At 72.6% G+C, this 22,050-nt stretch carries 17 protein-coding genes; 11 read left to right on the forward strand and 6 right to left on the reverse strand.

Annotated features, from left to right (window positions below; all coding sequences use genetic code 11):
* Positions 1–114 precede the first annotated feature (114 nt).
* Complete coding sequence (locus ACIPFH_RS36475; protein ID WP_401833553.1) at positions 115–753, forward strand: DUF305 domain-containing protein; 639 nt, start codon at positions 115–117, stop codon at positions 751–753.
* A 199-nt stretch (positions 754–952) separates the two neighbouring features.
* On the opposite strand, the gene ACIPFH_RS36480 is transcribed toward ACIPFH_RS36475, so the two are convergent.
* Complete coding sequence (locus tag ACIPFH_RS36480; RefSeq protein ID WP_401833613.1) at positions 953–1,546, reverse strand: DUF6214 family protein; 594 nt, start codon at positions 1,544–1,546, stop codon at positions 953–955.
* A 200-nt stretch (positions 1,547–1,746) separates the two neighbouring features.
* Between ACIPFH_RS36480 and ACIPFH_RS36485 the strand changes: the two genes are divergently transcribed.
* Complete coding sequence (locus ACIPFH_RS36485) at positions 1,747–3,120, forward strand: FAD-dependent oxidoreductase (protein WP_401833555.1); 1,374 nt, start codon at positions 1,747–1,749, stop codon at positions 3,118–3,120.
* A gap of 124 nt (positions 3,121–3,244) precedes the next feature.
* The gene (locus ACIPFH_RS36490; RefSeq protein ID WP_401833558.1) at positions 3,245–4,654 is read left to right on the forward strand and encodes a nucleobase:cation symporter-2 family protein; all 1,410 of its coding nucleotides are present in this window, start codon (positions 3,245–3,247) and stop codon (positions 4,652–4,654) included.
* A 43-nt stretch (positions 4,655–4,697) separates the two neighbouring features.
* Here ACIPFH_RS36490 and ACIPFH_RS36495 read toward each other — a convergent pair whose 3' ends face one another.
* Complete coding sequence (locus ACIPFH_RS36495) at positions 4,698–5,999, reverse strand: PHB depolymerase family esterase (protein WP_401833561.1); 1,302 nt, start codon at positions 5,997–5,999, stop codon at positions 4,698–4,700.
* Positions 6,000–6,665: 666 nt separating this feature from the next.
* On the opposite strand from ACIPFH_RS36495, the gene ACIPFH_RS36500 reads away from it, so the two are divergent.
* Complete coding sequence (locus tag ACIPFH_RS36500; RefSeq protein ID WP_401833563.1) at positions 6,666–7,487, forward strand: pectate lyase; 822 nt, start codon at positions 6,666–6,668, stop codon at positions 7,485–7,487.
* Between the two features lie 79 nt (positions 7,488–7,566).
* Here the strand turns inward: ACIPFH_RS36500 and ACIPFH_RS36505 are convergent, their stop codons facing one another.
* On the reverse strand, positions 7,567–8,319 hold the full coding sequence (locus ACIPFH_RS36505) for a PaaX family transcriptional regulator C-terminal domain-containing protein (RefSeq protein ID WP_401833565.1): 753 nt from the start codon (positions 8,317–8,319) through the stop codon (positions 7,567–7,569).
* Between the two features lie 64 nt (positions 8,320–8,383).
* Between ACIPFH_RS36505 and ACIPFH_RS36510 the strand changes: the two genes are divergently transcribed.
* A complete protein-coding gene (locus tag ACIPFH_RS36510; protein ID WP_401833567.1) occupies positions 8,384–10,114 on the forward strand; it encodes an acyl-CoA dehydrogenase family protein in 1,731 nt (576 codons plus the stop codon).
* Between the two features lie 155 nt (positions 10,115–10,269).
* Here ACIPFH_RS36510 and ACIPFH_RS36515 read toward each other — a convergent pair whose 3' ends face one another.
* Positions 10,270–10,848 carry a hypothetical protein gene (locus tag ACIPFH_RS36515; RefSeq protein ID WP_401833569.1) on the reverse strand — a complete coding sequence of 193 codons (579 nt, stop codon included), beginning with the start codon at positions 10,846–10,848 and terminating at the stop codon, positions 10,270–10,272.
* A 222-nt stretch (positions 10,849–11,070) separates the two neighbouring features.
* Here ACIPFH_RS36515 and ACIPFH_RS36520 point away from each other — a divergent pair, with 222 nt between their 5' ends.
* The 4 genes from ACIPFH_RS36520 (at position 11,071) to ACIPFH_RS36535 (ending at position 15,183) form a co-directional block, all read left to right on the forward strand.
* Entirely contained in the window at positions 11,071–12,222 is a 1,152-nt protein-coding gene (locus ACIPFH_RS36520; RefSeq protein WP_356249428.1) for an exo-alpha-sialidase, read from the forward strand.
* Positions 12,223–12,303: 81 nt separating this feature from the next.
* Positions 12,304–12,981 carry a uracil-DNA glycosylase gene (locus ACIPFH_RS36525; RefSeq protein WP_356249426.1) on the forward strand — a complete coding sequence of 226 codons (678 nt, stop codon included), beginning with the start codon at positions 12,304–12,306 and terminating at the stop codon, positions 12,979–12,981.
* 91 nt (positions 12,982–13,072) lie between these two features.
* A complete protein-coding gene (locus ACIPFH_RS36530) occupies positions 13,073–14,071 on the forward strand; it encodes an N-acetylglucosamine kinase (RefSeq protein WP_401833572.1) in 999 nt (332 codons plus the stop codon).
* 188 nt (positions 14,072–14,259) lie between these two features.
* A complete protein-coding gene (locus tag ACIPFH_RS36535; RefSeq protein ID WP_356249422.1) occupies positions 14,260–15,183 on the forward strand; it encodes a hypothetical protein in 924 nt (307 codons plus the stop codon).
* Between the two features lie 442 nt (positions 15,184–15,625).
* Here the strand turns inward: ACIPFH_RS36535 and ACIPFH_RS36540 are convergent, their stop codons facing one another.
* Both ACIPFH_RS36540 and ACIPFH_RS36545 read right to left on the reverse strand, forming a co-directional pair.
* Positions 15,626–16,666 carry a lactonase family protein gene (locus tag ACIPFH_RS36540; protein ID WP_401833574.1) on the reverse strand — a complete coding sequence of 347 codons (1,041 nt, stop codon included), beginning with the start codon at positions 16,664–16,666 and terminating at the stop codon, positions 15,626–15,628.
* 152 nt (positions 16,667–16,818) lie between these two features.
* A complete protein-coding gene (locus ACIPFH_RS36545) occupies positions 16,819–18,333 on the reverse strand; it encodes an FUSC family protein (RefSeq protein WP_401833576.1) in 1,515 nt (504 codons plus the stop codon).
* Positions 18,334–18,636: 303 nt separating this feature from the next.
* On the opposite strand from ACIPFH_RS36545, the gene ACIPFH_RS36550 reads away from it, so the two are divergent.
* Both ACIPFH_RS36550 and ACIPFH_RS36555 read left to right on the forward strand, forming a co-directional pair.
* Positions 18,637–19,113: an Lrp/AsnC family transcriptional regulator gene (locus ACIPFH_RS36550; protein WP_356249416.1), complete on the forward strand. Its 477-nt coding sequence runs from the start codon at positions 18,637–18,639 to the stop codon at positions 19,111–19,113.
* Positions 19,114–19,252: 139 nt separating this feature from the next.
* A complete protein-coding gene (locus ACIPFH_RS36555; RefSeq protein WP_401833578.1) occupies positions 19,253–22,039 on the forward strand; it encodes a beta-L-arabinofuranosidase domain-containing protein in 2,787 nt (928 codons plus the stop codon).
* The last annotated feature ends 11 nt before the right edge of the window (positions 22,040–22,050 follow it).

Below are 22,050 nucleotides of genomic sequence, written 5' to 3' on the forward strand. Positions count from 1 at the left end.
AAGGCTCGGCAACGCACTCGTAATGAATCTTTCCGTTCAGTAGCCCGATCCATGGTGCAAAGATCCGGACGAGGGCGGTCCTCGTCCTCAACTCACGTCCTTCAGGAGGTCGTTGTGCTCGTCCGCCGAGTGCCGCTCGTCTCAGCGTCGCTGTTGCTCGCACTCGCCCTCGCGGGGTGCGACTCCGGGCCGGACACCAAGTCGGGCGCGGCCGACGGCCCTTCGGTGATCGCGCCGGGAAAGCCCGGTGAGTCGAACCAGACCCTTTCCGCCCAGGACGCGGCCGATCAGCGCGCCGACGACGACACGCCCAACTCCGCCGACGTCGCGTACGCGCGGATGATGATCCAGCATCATGCCCAGGCCCTGAAGATGACCGAACTCGCTCCGAAACAAGCCGAGTCGAAGGCGGTCAAGGGTCTCGCGGCGCGGATCGGCGCCGCGCAGGGGCCGGAGATCAAGGCCATGGAGGGCTGGCTCGAGACCTACGGCGAGGTCGGGGCGAGCGGCGAGCACGAGCACACGGCGATGCCCGGGATGGCCACCGAGGCGCAGCTGACCGAACTGCGCGCGGCGCACGGCAAGGCGTTCGACGCGCTCTTCCTCACCCTGATGATCACCCATCACGGGGGCGCCCTCAGCATGGCAGCGGACGTCAAGGCACACGGCAACAACGTGCGGATCGAGGAGATGGCGGACGACGTGATCGCGCAGCAGACGAGCGAGATCACACGGATGCGCGGGATGCAGTAGCGGCTCCGGTCGACGCCCCTGCCCGCGGGACCTGTTGACGACCCCCGTCCAAGGTCCCGCCCGCGGATCCGCCGCCTGCCTCGCCACGGGTCCCGCCACCTGCATCGCCCGCACGGGTTCCGCTACCTGCCCCGCCCAGGGGTCCGGCCCACCTGCCTGGCGCACGGACCTCGTCGGCGGGGTTCGGTTACGGCCATCGTCAGCGTCGTGCGTGACGCGGCGTCAGGTAGCCCACGTCGCGTGCCTGTGCGATCAGCCTCAGCGATTTGCGCCGACTGTGTCCCGTCGCGCACATGACCGCGAGGACGGGGTCCGCCCCCTCCTCCTGGGCCGCGCGGTACTCCTGCGCCACCAGCCACCGCCCCTCGAGTCCCCGTGGCCAGGCCGGGCGGGCCCGCCGGGGAGCGGGCGACTCGCCCGGGTAACCGGTGGCGGCCACTGCGCGTACGTCGTCCGCGCCGTCCGGAACACCCACGTCCTCCGCGCGTTGTGCGTCCTCCACCCCGCGCGTGTCCACCACGCCGTGCGCGTCCTCGGCGCCCTCCACGTCCTGCGCGCCGAGGCCGACTCCGGCACAGCGCTCGAACAGGGGCCCCTTGATCCAGTCCGCGAGGACCGTCAGGTCCACGAGCGACAGCGGCGGCTGGGCGCGGACGTCCTCGACGGAGACGCCTTCCTCGCAGACGACGGCCAGCGACTCGACGCGCGCGCCGTCGGTGAACTCCAGCCGGACATGGAACCAGGTGGTGACGCCCCCAGCCTCCTGGACCTGCCACGCGGGCCACACGGAGATCGCGCCGTCCTCGGCGGAACGATCAGAAAGATTAAGAAACGATGCGTCTAGCACACACGCAACGTAACCGCATGATCACTTTCCATACGAACGGACACGCGCGCACCGAGCCCGTACGGCACCCTGTCAGCGGAGCCGACCTGATGCGATGCTGGAGGGACCAGCGATCTCCTCCGTCCCCCTGGGTAAGGAGTTCCGCCGTGCTGCGTGTCGCCGTCGTCGGCTCAGGGCCGAGTGGGGTCTACACCGCCCAGAGTCTGATCCAACAGGACCCCGACGTGCTCGTCGACGTCCTGGACCGGCTGCCGTGCCCCTACGGGCTCGTGCGGTACGGCGTCGCTCCGGACCACGAGAAGATCAAGTCGCTCCAGAACAGTCTGCGCGCGGTGCTCGAGCACGAGCGGGTGCGCTTCCTGGGCGGGATCAGGGTCGGGCCGGACGGGGTACCGCCCGCCCGGCTGCGCGAGCTGTACCACGCGGTCGTGTACTGCGTGGGCGCGGCGACCGACCGGCATCTGGGCGTCCCCGGCGAGGAACTGCCGGGCAGCTGGTCGGCGACGGAGTTCGTGTCCTGGTACAGCGCGCATCCGGACGCCGCTGCCGAGGGGTTCCTGCGGGGCGCCCGCTCGGCCGTGGTGGTGGGTCTGGGGAACGTGGCGGTGGACGTCACCCGGATCCTGGCCCGGCAGGCGGCCGAGCTGAGTCCGACCGACATGCCCCAGGCGGCGCTGACCGCACTGGCCGCGAGCGAGGTCACCGAGATCCACATGGTGGGGCGGCGCGGCCCGTCCCAGGCCCGCTTCACCACCAAGGAACTGCGCGAGCTGGGCGCTCTGCCGGACACCGAGGTGGTCGTGGACGAGGCGGAGCTGGCACTCGATCCGGCGTACGGCGACCCCACCGGACTGCCGTCGGCGCAGCGGCGGAACGTGGAGGTGCTGCGCGGCTGGGCGGCCACACCCGCCCGAGGCGCCCGGCGGCGGATCCGGCTGCGGTTCTTCCTGCGCCCCGTCGAACTCCGCGCCGACGGCGGCCGGGTGGGCGCGGTCCGTTTCGAGCGGACCGCGCCGGACGCGCGCGGCGGGGTGTCGGGCACCGGCCGGCACGAGGACATCGGGGCGCAGCTGGTACTGCGGTCGGTGGGCTATCGCGGGGTACCGCTCGAGGGTCTGCCGTTCGACCCCGAGCGGGGCACGGTGCCGCATCTGGCCGGCCGGGTCCTGCGCGACGGCGCTGTCGCGGCGGGCGAGTACGTGGCGGGCTGGATCAAGCGGGGCCCCACCGGGGTCATCGGCACCAACCGTCCGTGCGCGAAGGAAACCGCCACGTCCCTGCTGGCGGACGGCCCCGTCCTCGCACGGCGGGAGCTGCCCGGCGATCCGCTGGTGCTGCTGCGGGCCGCCGGGGCGGAACCCGTCGAGTGGGCGGGGTGGCTGGCGATCGAACGGGCCGAGGCGGAGCTGGGGGCCTCGCTGGGGCGGGGTGTGGTGAAGCTGCCGGACTGGGCGGCGCTGTGGACCGCGGCCGGTCCGGCCAGGATCGGTGTACGGGACACGCGGCAGCAACATCGGTGAAATCAACAAACTGTTCAAGTCTCGTACGGTCTCGTGCTGTCCGGATGTCGCCACCCCCGCCCGGCCCGCTGTGTCGCGGCCCCCGTTTCCTCCGTCCCCCTCCCCGCCCCGCTCTGGAGTGTCCATGACCACGACCGCGCCCGTTCATCCCGTCGACGAGGTGCCTCCCGCAGGGCAGTTGGCCGCTTTCGGTCTCCAGCATGTACTCGCGATGTACGCGGGCGCGGTGGCCGTGCCCCTGATCGTGGGCGGTGCGATGAAACTGTCGCCCGCCGACCTCGCGTATCTGATCACCGCCGACCTGCTGGTCTGCGGCATCGCCACGCTGATCCAGTGCGTGGGCTTCTGGCGCTTCGGCGTGCGGCTGCCGATCATGCAGGGTTGTACGTTCGCGGCGGTGTCGCCGATGGTGCTGATCGGGACGACGGGCGGCGGACTGCCCGCGATCTACGGGTCGGTGATCGTGGCGGGGCTGGCGATCGTGCTGCTGGCGCCTGTGTTCGGCAGGCTGCTGCGCTTCTTCCCGCCGCTGGTCACCGGCGCCGTCATCCTGATCATCGGTCTCTCGCTGCTGCCGGTCGCGGGCAACTGGGCGGCGGGCGGAGCCGGTTCGGCGGACTTCGGAGAGCCCAGGAACATCGGACTCGCCGGGTTCGTCCTCATGGTGGTCCTCGGCGTGCAGCGCTTCGCACCGGCGTTCCTCAGCCGGATCGCTGTGCTGATCGGCATCGTGGCGGGGCTCGCGGTCGCGGTGCCGTTCGGGTTCACGGACTTCGACGGGGTCGGGGACGCCGACTGGGTCGGCATCAGCACGCCGTTCCACTTCGGCGCGCCCGCCTTCGAGGCGTCGGCGATCATCTCCATGCTGATCGTGGCGCTGGTCACGATGACCGAGACGACCGGTGACCTCATCGCGGTCGGCGAGATGACCGGCCGCAGGGTCGAGCCGCGCAGCCTCTCGGACGGGCTGCGCGCCGACGGGCTGTCGACCGTCCTGGGCGGTGTCTTCAACACCTTCCCGTACACGGCGTACGCGCAGAACGTCGGACTGGTGGGCATGACCCGGGTGCGCAGCCGCTGGGTCGTCGCCACCGCGGGCGGGATCCTCGTACTGCTGGGTCTGCTGCCCAAGCTGGGCGCGGTGGTGGCCGCCGTTCCGGCGCCGGTGCTCGGCGGGGCGGGCCTGGTGATGTTCGGGACGGTCGCCGCGAGCGGTCTGCGGACGCTGGCGGAGGTCGACTTCAAGGGGAACCACAACCTGACGGTGGTGGCCGTGTCGGTCGCGATGGGCATGCTCCCTGTCGGCGTGCCGACGATCTACGCGAAGTTCCCCGACTGGTTCCAGACGGTGATGAACAGCGGTATCAGCGCGGGCTGCCTGACGGCGATCGTCTTGAACCTGCTCTTCAACCACCTGCCCTCGAAGGCCGCTCCGGCACCGGAGACGGTCGCCCTGCCGGCCGGCGGTGGCGAGAAGCCCGCCGGGGACGCCGTGGAGAGGTCCAGGGAAGAGGAAGAGGAAGAGGTCGTCTAGCCGACTGCCGGGGCGGCCTGGCACACCGGCCGCCCCGGAGCCCTCAACTCGCGCCGCACGCAGCTCCGTTGAGCGTGAAGCCGCCCGGCGCCGCACTGTTGCCCGTGTGGTTCGCCTGGTAGCCGATGGTGACGCTCGCGTTGGGGGCGAGTCTGCCGTTGTACGACGCGTTGGTCGCCGTCACCGCTCCGGAGGCCGGCGCGTAGGTGGCGCCCCAGCCGTTGGTGATGGTCTGGCCGGAGGGCAGGGTGAAGCCGAGCTGCCAGCCGTCGACCGTGGTGGTGCCGGTGTTGGTGAGGGTCACGGAGGCGGTCAGACCGGTGTTCCAGGCGTTCGTCGTCGCGGTCACCCGGCAACTGCCGGGCTGGGGTTGCGGGGTGGGGCCGGAGGCGTCCAGGCCGAAGAAGGTGATCACACGCGCGGCCATGCCCCAGGCATACAGGTTGTGGCCCACGCCCTGGAGACTGACGGCCTCCACGGGAGCCTGGTCACCCGTGCCGCCGTACCGGGTGCGGGTCCAGCCCGAGACGGGCGAGTCGGTGACCGCGGGCGTCTGACTCACTCCCCGCACATCGGTCCACTGCTTGATCTCCTCGCCGAAGTTGGGGTAGCGCAGCACGTCGTCCTCGGTGCCGTGCCACACCTGCATGCGCGGCCGGGCTCCGGTGTAGCCGGGGTAGGCCCCGCGGACGAGGTCGCCCCACTCCCGTGCGGTGTGGATCACGGTGCCGCCGGAACAGGCGCTGTTCCACTCGGAGCCGTCGGTGGTGGCGAAGCAGCCGAAGGGGACCCCGGAGAAGGCGGATCCGGCGGCGAACACGTCGGGGTAGTCGCCGAGCAGGACGTTGGTCATCATCGCCCCGGAGGAGATACCGGTGGCGAAGACGCGACCGGTGTCGGCCGCGTAGGCGGCGGTCACCCAGTCGATCATCGACTTGACGCCGACCGGGTCGCTGCCGCCGCCCCGCCTGAGCGCCTGGGACGAGGAGACGTCGAAGCACTTGCTGCTCCGGGTGACGGACGGGTAGACCACCACGAAGCCGTACCGGTCGGCGAGTTGCGCGTACTCGGTGCCGGAGTACATCGCGGGCCCGGAGCCCCCGCACCAGTGCACGGCGACGAGCACCGGCGGGTGGGCCGTGACGGTGGCCGGCGCGTACACGTACATCTGGAGGTCGCTGGGGTTGGCGCCGAAGCCGGTGACCTCGGTGAGGGTGGCCGCGGGGACCGGCGCGGCGGCACGCGTGCGCGCGGAGGCGGCGGGGGCGGTGAGGAGAGCGGCGGTGAGCAGGAGCAGCAATGCACCCAACAGCGAACGCAGGGCTCTCCCAGGCGAGTTCGACACGTGCTTGTCCCTTTCTGGTAGCGGCTCGGGGGACGTCGTACGTGAGGTGCGCGAGCGAAAACGGCGGCTCGGCAGGTGGCGTCGGTGCGTCGGCCCGCCCCTCTTCGGCAGTGGCGAAGGGAAGCGTCCGCCTCGCATGGTGGCATGCGCATGCCCGCCATGGAAGCGCTCCCACGCCAACTCCCCGCAAGCCCTTACCCGTTGACCGGGACCAGGCCGGCTGGCCGAATGTGTTCTGCGCAAAGCGTTGACTAGAAAGCGCTTGCCCCCTACGTTCCGTTCAGCAGTGTGACCGAGCCGCTCACGCCACCCCCATAAAGGGCCGCACCGTCCGCACGCGTCGTCCAACATGGCGCTTGACATTCACATACTTGATCCTCTCCTTTCCCTCGAAGGGATGCCCCCGCATGCGTGTCGGACCCCCACGTACACAAGTGCAAAGACCCTCCCTCGTCGCGGCGGCCGCCTCTCCGGCGACGGCGGCGGTCCTCGCCCTCCCTCGGCGGACCGGCCCCGCGGACACCCATCCGGTCGGGATCGGCGCCGGAAGGCCCTGAACGGCCCGACCGCCCTGACCATCCCGACCCACTCCGACCACTCACCTGGAACGCTCCGGGCCGTCCGGAGCGCTCTCCCCATCCCCCACCTGGAAGAAGGCATCGGGACATGGCTTCACCAGCAAGTTCTGCGACACCTCGGCGCACCCACGGGCGCGCGCTCACCGGCGGGCTGGCCGCCATCGGGCTCACGGTTGGCATGATCATGACCAGTGGAGCCCTCACCCCCGCGAGCGCCGCGACCTGGCCCGGCGCCAACGGCAGCCAGGCGGTCACCGCCACCATCTCGGTCTCCGGCACCAAGGACTACGGGATGAAGCGCCTCTATGGCGACGGTGACCTCGGCACCGGCGGCCAGAACGAGGACCAGGACCCGATCCTCGAGCTCGCGCCCGGCGCGGTCGTGAAGAACGTCATCATCGGGTCGCCGGCCGCCGACGGCATCCACTGCCTGGGCAGTTGCACGCTGCAGAACGTCTGGTGGGAGGACGTCGGCGAGGACGCGGCGACCTTCCTGGGCTCCTCGTCGTCCAACGTCTACACCGTCTCCGGCGGTGGGGCGAAGGAGGCCAGCGACAAGGTGTTCCAGTTCAACGGCGCCGGGACACTGAACGTCTCGAACTTCGCCGTACAGAACTTCGGCACCTTCGTGCGCAGTTGCGGCAACTGCAAGAGCGGTCAGTACAAGCGCACGATCAACCTCAACACCATCGAGGCGACGTACAAGGGCAGTCGGCTCGTCGGCATCAACACCAACTACGGCGACAGCGCGACCCTGAAGAAGATCACCATCGTCGGGGACAGCAGCAAGAAGATCATTCCGTGCCAGAAGTACATCGGCAACAACACGGGCAAGGAGCCGACCACCAACGGCACCGGCGCGGACGGAACCTACTGCAAGTACGCGTCGTCCGACATCACCTACAAGTAGTCCCGCCTCCGGTCCCCCCACGGTAGGAAGGCGGCCGTACGAAGCGTCCCCCGCACGGCGCTTCGCACGGCCGCCGTACCTATGCGTCCGCCACCGACACCGTCGCGGTCAGCCGCTGCCGATGGTGCAGGTAGGCGGTGCGCAGGGCCGGTCCCGGCCAGTCGGCGGGGAGGAGTTCGGCCGGCAGCACCGGGTCGGCGAGCAGATGCCGTACGACCGCCGCGAGCGCAGTGAAGCGGTCGGCGGGCCGGTGGCTCCGTTCGACGTGGGCCAGCAGGACCCGGGCCGTCCGCGCCCAGGCGTCGAGCGGCCACAGCCCGGCGGCCAGGTCACGCGCGGGCGCGTCGGGGCGGGCGGTGAAGTGCTGGAGGACGTTCCCGAGATCCGCGGGCCAGGGCCGGCCGAGGTCGGCGGGCCGCAGCCAGACGCCCTCGCGGAGCTCGGCCAGTCTGAGGGCGGTCAACCGGCCGCGCAGTTCGGCGCGTTCGGCGGGGCCCCGACCGGTGGCGGTGATCACGGCCATCTCCCAGTCACCGTTCCACGCGCGCGTGTCCGGACGCACGGCGTCGTCCTGGCGGCGCTGGCGCTCCAGCAACCGGTCGCTGAGCCGGTACACGCCGTCCGTCCGCCGCAGATCGCCCGCTGTCACCATCCGGCTGAGCGCGGCCCTGACCGTCGATCCGCCGACGCCGAACGGCTCCACTCCGCGCACCAGGTCCTTCGCCGCCAGCTCGGGCGGGTGCGTGCCCAGCAGCAGGCTCAGGACCACCGACCGCGCGGACAGCGGGGGCAGCTCGACCTCGCCGGGCCGCGCCGGCACGTTCATCCGCATGGGGTCGTACTCTACGTGCGCCCACCGTATTGCACTATTGCTACAGCCGTAGAGAAAGTGCAACATGGTCGGCATGGTCCAGATACTCAGCCAGTCGCAGTCCCCGGCGCAGCCGCAGGCCGATCCCCAGGCGCAGCCCCCTGCGTCCGTCCCGGCGGCCGTCACGCACGACGTCGTCAATCAGCCGCCTCCCCTGGCCCCGTACGACGCCTCCGACGACGCGGCCCTGCTCGAAGGGCTGCGGCGGGAGGGCGCCGGGTGGGCGGAGCCGGACGTCCGCCGGATCGGTCTGCTGGCGGGCGGCGTCGAGGCGCAGGAGTGGGGCGAGCTGGCCAACCGGCACGAGCCGACGCTGCGCACCCACGACCGGTACGGCCACCGCGTCGACGAGGTCGACTTCCACCCCAGCTGGCACGAGCTGATGCGGGTCGCGGTCGCGGAGGGGCTGGCCGGCGCGCCCTGGGCGGACGACCGGCCGGGCGCCCACGTGGCGCGCACGGCGGGCGGTCTCGCCTGGGGGCACACGGAGGCCGGGCACGGCTGTCCCACGTCGATGACCTACGCGGCCGTCCCCGCCCTGCGCCGTCAGCCGGAGCTCGCCGCCGTCTACGAGCCGCTGCTGACCGGCCGCGAGTACGACCCGGGGCTGCGGGTGCCGACGCAGAAGCGCGGACTGCTCGCGGGCATGGGGATGACCGAGAAGCAGGGCGGCTCCGACGTCCGGACGAACACGACGGCGGCCCTGCCCACGGCGGAGCCCGGGGTGTACACCCTGCGCGGGCACAAGTGGTTCACGTCGGCGCCGATGTGCGATGTCTTCCTGGTCCTGGCACAGGCGCCCGGCGGGCTGTCCTGCTTCCTCGTGCCGCGTGTGCTGCCCGACGGCACCCGCAACACGTTCCGCGTCCAGCGGCTCAAGGACAAGCTCGGCAACCGCTCCAACGCGTCCTCCGAGCCCGAGTTCGACGGAACCGTGGCCTGGCTGGTCGGACCCGAGGGGCAGGGCGTGAAGACCATCATCGAGATGGTCAACTGCACGCGGCTGGACTGCGTGATGATGTCGGCCACGCTGATGCGCAAGACGCTCGTCGAGGCGGGGCACCATGTGCGACACCGTGCCGCGTTCGGGGCGCGGCTGCTGGACCAGCCGCTGATGCGCAACGTGCTGGCGGACCTGGCGCTGGAGTCGGAGGCCGCCACGACGCTCACGCTGCGGCTGGCCGGGGCGGCCGACCGGGCGGTGCGTGGAGGCGACGACCAGGGGCCCGAGCAGGCCTTCCGCCGGATCGCCACCGCCATCGGCAAGTACTGGGTGACCAAACGCGGTCCGGCCTTCACGGCGGAGGCCCTGGAGTGCCTGGGCGGCAACGGCTACGTGGAGGACTCCGGAATGCCCCGGCACTACCGCGAAGCGCCCCTGCTGTCCATCTGGGAGGGCTCGGGCAACGTCAACGCCCTCGACGTGCTGCGGGCGTTGACCCGCGAGCCGACGACGGCGGACGCCCTGTTCCGCGAACTCGCCCTGGCGCAGGGGGCGGACGCCCGCCTCGACGCCGCCGTCTCACGGCTGCGCACCCGGCTGGGCGGGGCGACACCGTCCGGCGCCCGCCGTCTGGTGGAGCAGATGGCCCTCACCCTCCAGGCCTCGCTCCTGGTGCGGCACGCCCCGCCCGCCGTCGCCGACGCCTTCTGCGCGACCCGGTTGGGCGGCGACTGGGGGTACGCCTTCGGCACCCTCCCGGACGGCGCCGATATCGACGGGATCCTGGACCGGAGCCTGCCCCTCACGAACTGAGCTCGCACGTCCGCGGGCCCGTCGCCGGATTCCGTCGCGTCGTCGGTGGCGTCGTGCCGACCCCCTGGAACACGCCGTCGGCGTGGAGGTCGGCGGTCGACGCCGTGCCCCGTTCGCCGGGCTTCCGCGCCGTCCGGGCGGGGGCGCCGTTCGGATCAGCCCGTCGGGCGGCCCCACAGGGCGTCGAAGCGGGCCCAGTCGGTGTCCCACTGTTCCACGCGGCGGCGTTCCAGGCGGCCGCGCAGGAAGCGGCCGCCCGCGAGAGGCAGGGCGGCCGCGCCGACTCCTGCCAGGCCGCCGACGAGGGAGGCGCGCAGCCTGGCCTGGGCGGCGGTGGCGGGCTTCGTCACCAGCCGGCCCTGCCGGTCCGTCCACACCGTGACCGGGGTTCCCGCGGCGCTGCCGGGTCCGACCCGGACCTGGCCGTTGTGCGCGGACCCGTCCGGCCCGGTCCAGCCGACCTTCGCCCACACCTGGTCGGCGCTGGAGGAACCGCTGACGGCCTTGCCCGGGGCCCGCTCGGTCAGCCGCCCCATGAGGGGCCGCCACTCGACGCGTTCCCGCGCCAGACCGTATTCGACGGATCCGGCGGTCGCCCACCCCGCCAGCACCCCGGCGAGGACGGTCAGCGCCCACACGCCGAGCACGACCCAGGCCTCCACCGCGTCGGCGCGACGCTTGAGCGGGTTGCGCCGCCAGCGCCACAGCCACACCTTCGGACCACGGAACGCCATCGAAGGCTTCCTCCTCATGAGCACATGAACACCACGCCGCCCTCCCATACGGTGCGGGCGGGCCCGATGCTCATGCCGAATCCGTCGCCGTCCCTCGTCCCGACGGTCCCACGGGCCCGGCGCCCGCGCAGGCGTCCCGCCGAAAGTGGCCGACGTCATGCGCTCCCACCCCGCCGTCGCCGCTGTGACCTGCGGCGACGGCGTTTCCAGAGGTGACTGTCAGTGGTGGGGTGCAAACTGGCCGGTGTCTGGGACAAGGACGTCAAAGACACAGCGGAGGTGATCGGCATGACCGAGGTACTGCTCGCCGTGGGCACGCGCAAAGGCCTGTTCATCGGGCGTCGGCGCGGTGGAACATGGGAGTTCGACGAATCCCCCTACTTCAACGCACAGGCGATCTACTCGGTCGCCATCGACACCCGCGGTGACCGTCCGCGGCTACTGGCCGGCGGCGACAGCGCGCACTGGGGCCCCTCGGTGTTCCACTCCGACGACCTCGGCCGAACGTGGACCGAACCGGCCGCACCGGCCGTCAAGTTCCCGCAGGACACGGAGGCCTCGCTGGAGCGGGTCTGGCAGCTGCACCCGGCGGCCGCCGAGCCGGACGTGGTGTACGCGGGCACGGAACCGGCCGCGCTGTACCGGTCGGAGGACCGCGGCGAGAGCTTCGAGCTGGTCCGCCCTCTGTGGGAGCACCCCACCCGCTCGAAGTGGGTGCCGGGCGGCGGCGGGGAGGGCCTGCACACCGTCCTCACCGACACGCGCGACCCGCGGTCGGTGACCGTGGCCGTGTCCACCGCCGGGGTGTTCCGGACGACCGACGGCGGCGCGAGCTGGGCGCCCGCCAACTCCGGTGTCTCCGCGGTGTTCCTGCCCGACCCGAATCCGGAGTTCGGCCAGTGCGTGCACAAGGTCGCGAGGGACGCGGCGAACCCGGACCGCCTCTACCTCCAGAACCACTGGGGGGTCTACCGCAGCGACGACAGAGGCGGGCGGTGGACGGACATCGGCGCGGGCCTGCCCTCCACCTTCGGCTTCGCCGTCGCCGCGCACCCGACCCGCGGGGACACGGCGTACGTGTTCCCGATCAACGCCGACGCGGACCGGGTGCCCGCCGACCACCGCTGCCGGGTCTTCCGTACCTCGGACGCGGGCGAGAGCTGGGAGCCGCTCACGTCCGGCCTGCCGCAGGAGGACCACTACGGCACCGTGCTGCGGGACGCGCTGTGCACGGACGACGGGGACCCGGCGGGCGTGTACTTCGGCAACCGCAACGGCGAGGTGTTCGCCTCGGCCGACGACGGCGACAGCTGGCGGCAGTTGGCCTCGCACCTGCCGGACGTCCTGTGCGTACGGGCCGCGGTGGTGGGATGAGCCGAGCTGGACGCGAGGGGCGGCCGCCCGGCCTTGGCCATCGGTTGATCACCGCCGTGTGTACGGCAGTAGGGTGACGCCGTGGCACCACGACCCTTGCATGAAATCGTCGAACCGGGCTGGGCGAAGGCCCTCGAACCTGTCGCCGGGAGGATCGCCGAGATGGGCGACTTCCTGCGCGCGGAGATCGCCGCGGGACGTACCTACCTACCTGCCGGACAGAACGTCCTGCGTGCCTTCCAACAACCCTTCGACGACGTACGCGTCCTGATCGTCGGACAGGATCCGTATCCGACGCCCGGGCACGCGGTGGGCCTGTCGTTCTCGGTCGCCGCGGAGGTCCGGCCGCTGCCCGGCAGCCTGATCAACATATACCGGGAGTTGACCACCGACCTGGGCCTGCCCCAGCCGTCCGACGGTGACCTGACGCCGTGGACGCGACAGGGGGTGCTGCTGCTCAACAGGGCGCTCACCACCGCCCCGCGCAAGCCGGCCGCGCACCGCGGCAAGGGGTGGGAGGAGGTCACCGAGCAGGCGATACGGGCGCTGGCGGCGCGCGGCAAGCCCCTGGTCTCCATCCTGTGGGGCCGCGACGCCCGCAACCTGCGTCCGCTGCTGGGGGACCTGCCCTCGGTGGAGTCCGCGCACCCCTCGCCCATGTCGGCGGACCGCGGCTTCTTCGGCTCGCGACCGTTCAGCAGGGCGAACGACCTGCTGGTGCGGCAGGGAGGGCAGCCGGTGGACTGGCGCCTGCCGTGACCGCCGGCGCCAGTCCGGGCGACGGCCGCGGGGCTGGGGCTCCGGCGCGGGGGCCGGGGTCGGGACCGGCACTGCGATCGGCTCCGGCACCGTGACCGGCTCCGGCGACAGCGGCCGCCACAACCACGGCGACGCCGTCCTCGCCGTGGATTCGGGCGGTTCCGGTCTGCGGGTCGCCTTGGGGACCGCCGAGCTGGGTGCCCTGGCCCGGCGCTCTTCGCCGGTGCCCGTGCGCATCGGCGCGCGGGGCATCGACCCGGACCACCTGATGGAACAACTGGTCCCCTTGGTAAGGACGTTGTCGGCCGAGACCGGTATCTCCCGGCCGGCCACGGCGGTCGTCGGCGCGGCCGGCCTCAGCACCTTGGGCGACGCGCTGCGCGCCGAGCTGCCGGGCGCTCTGACGCGGGAGTTCGGCGTCCGTACGACCGCGCTCGCCGCCGACGCCGTCACCGCCTATGTCGGCGCGCTCGGACCGCGGCCGGGGGTCGTGGTGGCGGCGGGCACGGGCCTGATCGCCATCGGCACGGACCTGACGGCATGGCAGCGGGCGGACGGCTGGGGCCATCTGCTGGGCGACTGCGGAAGCGGCGCCTGGATCGGACGGGCCGGTCTGGAGGCGGCCCTGCGCGCGTACGACGGGCGTCCCGGCGGGTCCGCCGCGCTGCTGGTCCGGGCCGAGGAGCGGTTCGGCCCGATGCCAGAGCTGCCCGGCCGGCTCTACCCACGCTCGGATCGCCCGGCCGTGCTCGCCTCCTTCGCGCCGCAGGTGGCCGACTGCGGCCCGGACGACGTGGTCGCCGCCGGCATCCTGCGTACGGCGGCCCGGCACATGGCCGAGTCGGCCGCGGCCGTCTGCCCGGCCGACGGAGAACCCCGGCTCGCCCTCACCGGGGGTCTGTTCGGGATGGGCGACCCCCTCCTCGTTCCGCTGGCAGAGGAACTGACCGGACTGCTGCCGCATGCCCTGCGGGTGCCCGCCGAGGGTGATCCGCTGGACGGCGCCCTGCGCATCGCCACCGAACTGGCGACGGGCACGCTCACACTGCCGAGCGAGGAGAGACTGCTGTCGGTGAAGGGCCCCGCCTGATGCGTCGTGCGCAGGGAACGTACGTCATACCCCAAAAGGGGGATTCCACCCTCCGGGGGCAAGTCGCCCGGAAAACACGCTGATCACTTCTGATCCGTACGTAACTCATCAGACAAAACCGGACGGATACCGCTCACGTGCACCCTCCCCGAACAGGGGAGCCCAGGAAGCCAGTAACATGCGTCGCCATGAGCTCCCCCACTGGGCCCGCGTCCGGCCTGCCAGTACGAATGCCGCGACCTCGCCAGCCCGGGCGGCACCGCCGACCCGAGCCGCTGGCGGCTCCCGAGGGCGCGCCCGCGCTCGTCCTCGCGGTGCCGGGCCCGCCGAGCGCCGCGACCCGCGGTCTCGCCGAGGAGATCGTGAGCATCGCCCGTTCCGAGCTGCCGGGTCTCGACGCCCGCATCGGTTACCTCGACGGGGACGACACCGGTTTCCCGACCGTGCAGTCCATCCTCGTGCACGCCGCCGACGAGCGCACCGCCCGCTTCGAGCAGGCCCGTGCGGCCGGTCTGGACGTCAAGGAGCCCGACGGTCCGGTCGCCGTCGTCGTGCCCCTGCTGGCCGGGCCCGACAGCGCGCTGCTGCGCCAGGTCCGCCAGGCCGTCATGGAGAGCCGGATCGCGGCCGAGCTGACCGACGTGCTCGGCCCGCACCCCCTGCTCGCCGAGGCCCTGCACGTGCGGCTGTCCGAGGCCGGTCTGGCCCGCGCCGACCGCGCCCGGCTGTTCACCGTGGCGACGGCCGCGGACGGCATCATCCTCGCCTCCGTGGGCGGCGAGGAGGCCGTGCAGGCCGCCGGGATCACCGGCATGCTGCTCGCCGCGCGCCTCGCCGTGCCGGTGATGGCCGCGGCTCTCGACCAGGAGGGTTCCATCGCCTCCGTCGCCGAGCAGCTGCGCTCCTCCGGCTCCCAGCAGCTGGCGCTGGCGCCGTACCTGATCGGCCCGGAGATCGACGCCACGCTGATCGAGGAGGCGGCCAGGGAAGCCGGTTGCGCCGCCGCAGAGGCGCTCGGCCCGTACCCGGCCATCGGCAAGCTCGCGCTGGCCAAGTACACGACCGCCCTCGGCATCGCCCCGCCGCAGCCGCAGGGCGCGCCGGTCCGCTAGCCGACTGTCCGGACGCAGCACGAACGAAGGGCCCGCTCCGAGTCGGAGCGGGCCCTTCGCGTCGGCCCGGGACCGGGGCACCCGCCCGCGCCCGGGCAGGGTGGGACCAGCACGGAGCCGACACAGACGCCGGGCCGACGCGGCGCGGCACCGACACGGATACGCTCCACGCCCGGCGCGCCACAGGACCGGGCAAGGACCGGCACGGAGCCGGCAGAGACGCCGGGCCGGCGCGGCACCGACGCAGATACGGCCACGACGGCCACCCGGGGCGCCACACGCCCGACCAGGGTGGGCGAAGGGCGGAGCCGGTACAGGTACGGGAGCGGCGCGAGCCCGGAACGGGAGCGGCGCGAGCCCGGAACGGGAGCGGCGCGAGCCCGGAACGGGAGCGGCGCGAGCCCGGAACGGGAGCGGCGGAGGATGCGGATGCTGGGAGGGGTCAGCCGAGGATCACGCAGGAGGCGGCGGGGACCGGGATCGAGCCGGCTCGTCGGGGCAGGCCGGTCTTCGGGTCGAGGGCGAACCAGGTGACGTCGCCGGAGCGTTCGTTGGCGACGTACAGGAAGCCCCCGGACTCGGCGACGGCCCGCGGCCAGTGTCCGGCGCAGGGCACGGTCCCGACCAGCCTCAGTGCCTCACCCGCGCCCTCCACCGCGAACACGGAGAGCACGTCCTCGCCGCGGGTGGCCGTCCAGACGAACCGGCCGTCGGGCGAGACGGCGACGCCCGAGGGGTAGGCGTCCCCGGCCGGGGCGCCGGGCAGCACGGCGGCCTCGGCCAGCGGCTTCAGCGAGCCGTCCGACGCGTCCCAGCGGCAGACGGTGAGGGTCGGCGTGAGTTCGTTCACCACGTAGGCGTACCGGCCGTCCGGGTGGAACGCCAGGTGGCGCGGCCCGGAGCCGGGGCGCAGCGCGTGCTCGCGGTGCAGGACGGGGCTGCCGTCGCGCAGGGCGCACACGCGTACGGAATCCGTACCGAGGTCCACGCTGACCGCCCAGCGTCCGCTCGGGTCGGGCTGTACCTGGTGGGCGTGCGGGCCCTGCTGACGCCGCGTGTGCGGGCCCGAGCCGGTGTGCCGGAGGATGCCGGAGGCGACGCGGGCGAGGGTGCCGTCCGGGCGGACCGGGACGGCGGTGACGCTGCCGGAGCCGTAGTTGGCGGTGAGGACGTGTCCGTCGAACACGCTGAGGTGCGTGGGGCCGCTGCCGCCGACGGGCACGGGCTGCCCGATCTGTTCCGGCGCGTCGCCCGTCACCCGGTAGGCGGCCACCGCGCCGTCCGCCGTCTCACTGACCGCGTACAAAGTGTCCCCGGTGGCCGAAAGGGCCAGGTAGGAGGGGTCAGGGACGCCGTTCACGCTGTTCAGGGCGGTGAGCGCGCCACTGGCCGGATCCACGGCGGCGGCCACGATCCCGGGCCCTCCAGCCGCCGTGAACGAGCCGATGAACGCCCGCCGTCGCCTTACGCCGAGGTCTGCCACCGCTGTCCCCTCCCGGGTCGCCGCTGCCGCTGCTGACGCTGCTGCTCGGGGTGACGGTAGCAGTCGATCACCAGCGGTCTAGACCAGGCACGCTCGCTCGTCCGGGCGGAGGACGCCCGGAGAGCGGACCGTCGCGTCGGACCCCGGCCCGCTCAGGCGCCGATCGGGACGCGGCCGGAGCCGCGCAGGGGCACGGCCAGTTCGAGAAGGGCCCGCTCCAGGGCGTGCAGATGGGCCAGCACCGGCTCGGTGGCCGCGCCGAGGGGCCCTGCGACGGTTTCCGGCGGGTGACGCCGGCCGGAAACCGTCGCAGGGGTGGTGAGCGCCTCGACGGCGGCCTCCACCCGCCGGCAGGCGGCGACGAGCCGGGCGTCGTGCGAGGCCTCGGGGTCGGCGGCGACCGAGGCCAGCCCGCGCGCCTCACGGGCGCAGTCGTCGAGCAGCGCCAGCACGTGCCGGGCGCGGCCCCTGCGCGCCCGCAGGGGGCTGAGCGGATGCACCAGCGGCGCCAGGGACAGCCGCACCCGGGCGAGGATCTGCTCCAGTTCGACCACCCGCCGGGCCGGGTCCGCCGTCGCGGAACCCGCGAGCCGGGCGGCCGCCTCGGCGGTGCACAGGTGCACGCAGCGCAGCGCCCGCTCCACCCAGGCGTCGGTCACGGAGTGCGTGGTCACCGGGAGCACCAGCAGGACCGCCAGCGCAGCCCCCAGCGCCCCCACGGCCGTCTCGGTCACCCGCAGGGCGAGCAGCGCCGGATCGAGCAGCCCGAGCAGCCCGTACAGCGCGCTCGCCATGACGGTGACGGCGAGCATCATCCAGGTGTACGACACGGCGGCCGAGTAGAAGATCCCGAAGACGGCCGCCGCGACGACCAGGGCGGTCGCCACCGGCTCCCCGTGCAGGGGCACGGCCACGACCAGGCCCAGCACGATCCCGAGGACGGTCCCGAGGAACCGCCGGAACCCCCGCACGAGGGTCTCGCCCCGCGAGGTGGTGTTCACGAACACCCACCAGGTGGCGCCCACGGCCCAGTACCACCGCTGGTCCGACAGCGCCTGTCCGGCGACGAGGGCGATCCCGGCGCCCACGGTCGCCTGCGTCGCCTGCCGCGTCGTGATCCGCGCCAGCCCGGTCCCGCCGGCCGGCGGGGCGACGGCAGCCGGCGTCGGCAGCCGTCGTTCGTAGGGCCACACCCCGAACCGCACCGCGGACGACGCGGCGATCGACAGCAGGACGGCCGCCCCCAGCTCGGGCAGCTGGCCGGGAACGGTGTGCAGGAACTGGGCGGCGAAGAAGGTCATGAACGCGAAGACCCCGAGCGAGTGCCCGCGCGGCCCCCAGCGCCGTGCGTACACCCCCGCGCCCACGACGGCGAGGAAGGCCGCGTCACGGACGACCGGAACGTCGTGCAGAACGGCCGCGAGGGAGAGCACCGGCAGCCCGACGACCGGGAGCAGAGCGGTCGTCACGGCCTGTCCGCGCACCGTGGCGTCGGTGACCGTGAACAGCGCGAGCAGCGCGGCCAGGCCACCGGTGATCGCGGCCACCAGCGAGTGCCCGGCCAGGCCGCACAGCGTGACGGCGAGTCCGATGCCGAGCACGGCCCGGGAGGCGAACCGCAGTCGCACCCGGCCGGGATCCGGTGCCACGAACGCCCTCTTCAGCAAGTCGCCCCGCCCTTTCCCCACCCTGACGCCCCACCCTCGCGGGTGAGCGCATGAAAAAGGCGCCGCGGAGGTCCGCAGCGCCATCGACTCCGTCATTTGAGCATCTGGAGGGCTTCTGGTTCAACAGGACTCGGATTCACTGGGCCAATGGATCAACAAGAGGGGGCGCCGTCACGCCATCAGCCTGCCAACGGCACACCCGTGTCGGTGACGCCCTCGGCACCTGTGGCCCGGGCCCCGTCCGTCAGGCTGGGCCATTGGTACAGTCGGCGCCGATCACGAACGCGCGAGGAGGACCGCCGGATGGCCGTGGACGAGCTGGACACCCGCATCCTGCGCCTGCTGCTCGAGCAGCCGCGGACGAGCGTGCGGGAGTACGCCCGGCTCCTCGGCGTCGCGCGGGGCACCCTTCAGGCCCGTCTCGACCGGCTGGAGCGGGACGGCGTGATCACCGGCACGGCACCGTCGCTCTCGCCCGCCGCGCTGGGTCACCCGGTGCTCGCGTTCGTGCACATCGAGGTCACCCAGGGCCACCTCGACGACGTGGGCGACGCGCTGGCCGCCGTACCGGAGATCGTGGAGGCGTTCTCCATCACCGGCGGCGGCGACCTCGTCACCCGGGTCGTGGCGCGCGACAACGCGCACCTGGAGGACGTGATCCAGAAGCTGATCAGCCTCCCGGGCGTGGTCCGCACGCGCACCGAGGTCGCGCTGCGCGAGCGCGTGCCGCACCGGCTGCTGCCGCTGGTGGAGTCGATCGGGCGGGCCGTCGGCACGTAGCGCGGTCTCCGCAACTTTCCGTCCCGTCAGGACCGTTGACGCTCCCTCATCACCCCAATAACGTCTGGTCGACCATCCGCACACCGTTCGTGATATCGAACGGCGGTGTGATCATCTGTGGACCCGAGGAGCAGCACCCATGGCACCGCCCCTCAGCCGACGGACCCTTTTCCAGAGCGCGATACTCGCGGCAGCCGTTCCCGCCGTCGCCGCCACGGCCGTCGGCAAGGCCTCGGCCGCCGCGCTCCCGCCCTCGGCCGCCTGGTCCCTCCGGCCCTTCGGCCTCGAGGACGTCACGCTCGGCGCCGGTGTCTTCGCCGCCAAGCGGCAGCTGATGCTCGACCACGCCCGCGGCTACGACGTGAACCGGCTGCTCCAGGTCTTCCGCGCCAACGCGGGCCTCTCCACACTCGGCGCGGTCGCCCCCGGCGGCTGGGAGGGCCTGGACGGGGAGGCCAACGGCAACCTGCGCGGCCATTACACCGGCCACTTCCTGACCATGCTCTCCCAGGCGTACGCGAGCACCGGCGAGCAGGTGTTCGCCGACCGGATCCGCACGGCGATCGGCGCGCTGACGGAAGCGCGTGAGGCCCTGCGGCGGCACCCCGTCGTCCTGAGCACCGACGGGAGGTTCGGTACGGCCGTGGAGAACGTCCGCGGCTCCTACCGGTACGTCGACCTGCCCTCCGGCGTCCTCGGCGGCGCCACGCAGGTCACCCTGGCCGCCTGGGTGAAACCCACCCACGACGCCGGCTGGACCCGGATTTTCGACTTCGGCGACGACACGACCCGTTATCTCTACCTGGCCGCCCGCAACGCGGGCGGGGTGCCCCGGTTCGCCATCACCACCGGCGGGGCGGGCGGCGAACAGGGACTCGACGGCACGGCCGCGCTGCCCCTGAACCAGTGGAGCCACCTCGCGGTGACGCTCACCGGCGGCACCGGGACCCTGTACGTCAACGGCACGGCCGTGGCCCGCAACACCGCCATGCCGCTCACCCCGGCCGCCCTCGGCACCCTCACCGGGCACTGGCTCGGCCGGTCCCACTACGCGTCCGACCCCGTCTTCGCGGGCGCCTTCGGCGGCTTCGACGTCTGGTCGCGTGCGCTGACCGCCGACGAGGTCGCCGGGCTGCAGAGCGGGCGGGCGACCGGCGACCTCGCCTCGTACGCCTTCGACGAGACCTCGGGAGGCACGTTCGCGGACGCCTCCGGGCGCGGCCTGACCGCGACCCTGCGCCGCACCTGGGGCGGGCCCAGCCATCCCGGGTTCCTCGCGGCCTACCCGGAGACCCAGTTCATCCTGCTGGAGTCGATGACCGGCAGCGACTACACGAAGGTGTGGGCGCCCTACTACACCGCCCACAAGATCCTCAGGGGTCTGCTGGACGCGTACCTCGCCACCGACGACGACCGCGCCCTCGACCTGGCGTCCGGGATGTGCGACTGGATGTACTCCCGGCTGTCGAAGCTGCCCGCGGCGACGCTCCAACGCATGTGGGGCATCTTCTCCAGCGGGGAGTTCGGCGGCATCGTCGAGGCGATCTGCGATCTGCACGCGCTGTCCGGCAAGGCCGAACACCTCGCGCTGGCCCGGCTGTTCGACCTCGACAAGCTGATCGACGCCTGCGCGGCCGACACCGACACGCTCGACGGACTGCACGCGAACCAGCACATCCCGATCTTCACCGGGCTGGTGCGGCTGTACGACGCCACCGGGGAGACGCGCTACCTCACGGCCGCGAAAAACTTCTGGCGCATGGTCGTACCGCACCGCATGTACGGCATCGGCGGCACCAGCACGGCCGAGTTCTGGAAGGCGCGGGACGTCATCGCGGGGACGATCGGCGCGACCACCGCCGAGACGTGCTGCGCGTACAACATGCTGAAGCTGAGCCGGACGCTCTTCTTCCACGAGCAGGACCCCGCGTACATGGACTACTACGAGCGGGCCCTGTACAACCAGGTCCTCGGCTCCAGGCAGGACACCCCGGACGCGGAGAAGCCCCTGGTCACGTACTTCATCGGGCTCAGCCCGGGCCATGTCCGCGACTACACCCCGAAGCAGGGCACGACGTGCTGCGAGGGCACCGGCATGGAGAGCGCCACCAAGTACCAGGATTCGGTGTACTTCCGCGCCGCCGACGGGGGCGCGCTGTACGTCAACCTCTACAGCCCGTCCACGCTCACCTGGGCCGAGAAGGGAGTCACCGTCACGCAGAGCACCGACTTCCCGCGTGAGCAGGGCAGCACGCTCACCGTCCGGGGGCCCAGGACGGCCTTCGCTCTGCGGCTTCGCGTGCCCTCCTGGGCGACGGCGGGTTTCCGGGTGACGGTCAACGGGCGCAGGGCCGACGGGACGCCGACGCCCGGCAGTTACTTCACGCTGTCGCGGACCTGGCGCGACGGGGACGTCGTCCGGGTGGCGATGCCGTTCCGGCTGCGGGTGGAGAAGGCGCCGGACGACCCTGCCCTGCAGACCCTGTTCCACGGCCCGGTCAACCTCGTCGCCCGCAACTCCGCGACCACGTACCTGGAGTTCGGCCTCTACCGCGACGCGGCCCTCTCCGGCGACCTCTCGCCCACCCTCGTGCCGGTGAGCGGGAAACCGCTGCACTTCACGCTCGACGGCACCGAGTTCGCCCCCTTCTTCGAGGGCACGGAGGATCCGACGCACGCCTATGTACGGCGGGCCGAGCCCCGGATCGTCTTCGGCAACACCGACTCGGGCGTGGCCAACCCGGCGAAGACGGACGGCACCACCCTGCTCGACGAGGTGTGGGCGGGCGCCCCGTTCAGCGGGAAGCCCGCGCTGGTGGCGCGGGTGCGCACGGTGGTGGACGCGTGGGTGGCCGCCGGGCTGCTCGGCGCGGCCGACGGAGCGAAGGCGGTGAGCACCGCGAGCGCGGCGACGTACAAGCCCTGACGGTGCAAAAG

Source organism: Streptomyces sp. NPDC088157, assembly GCF_044741545.1.
Lineage (GTDB): Bacteria > Actinomycetota > Actinomycetes > Streptomycetales > Streptomycetaceae > Streptomyces.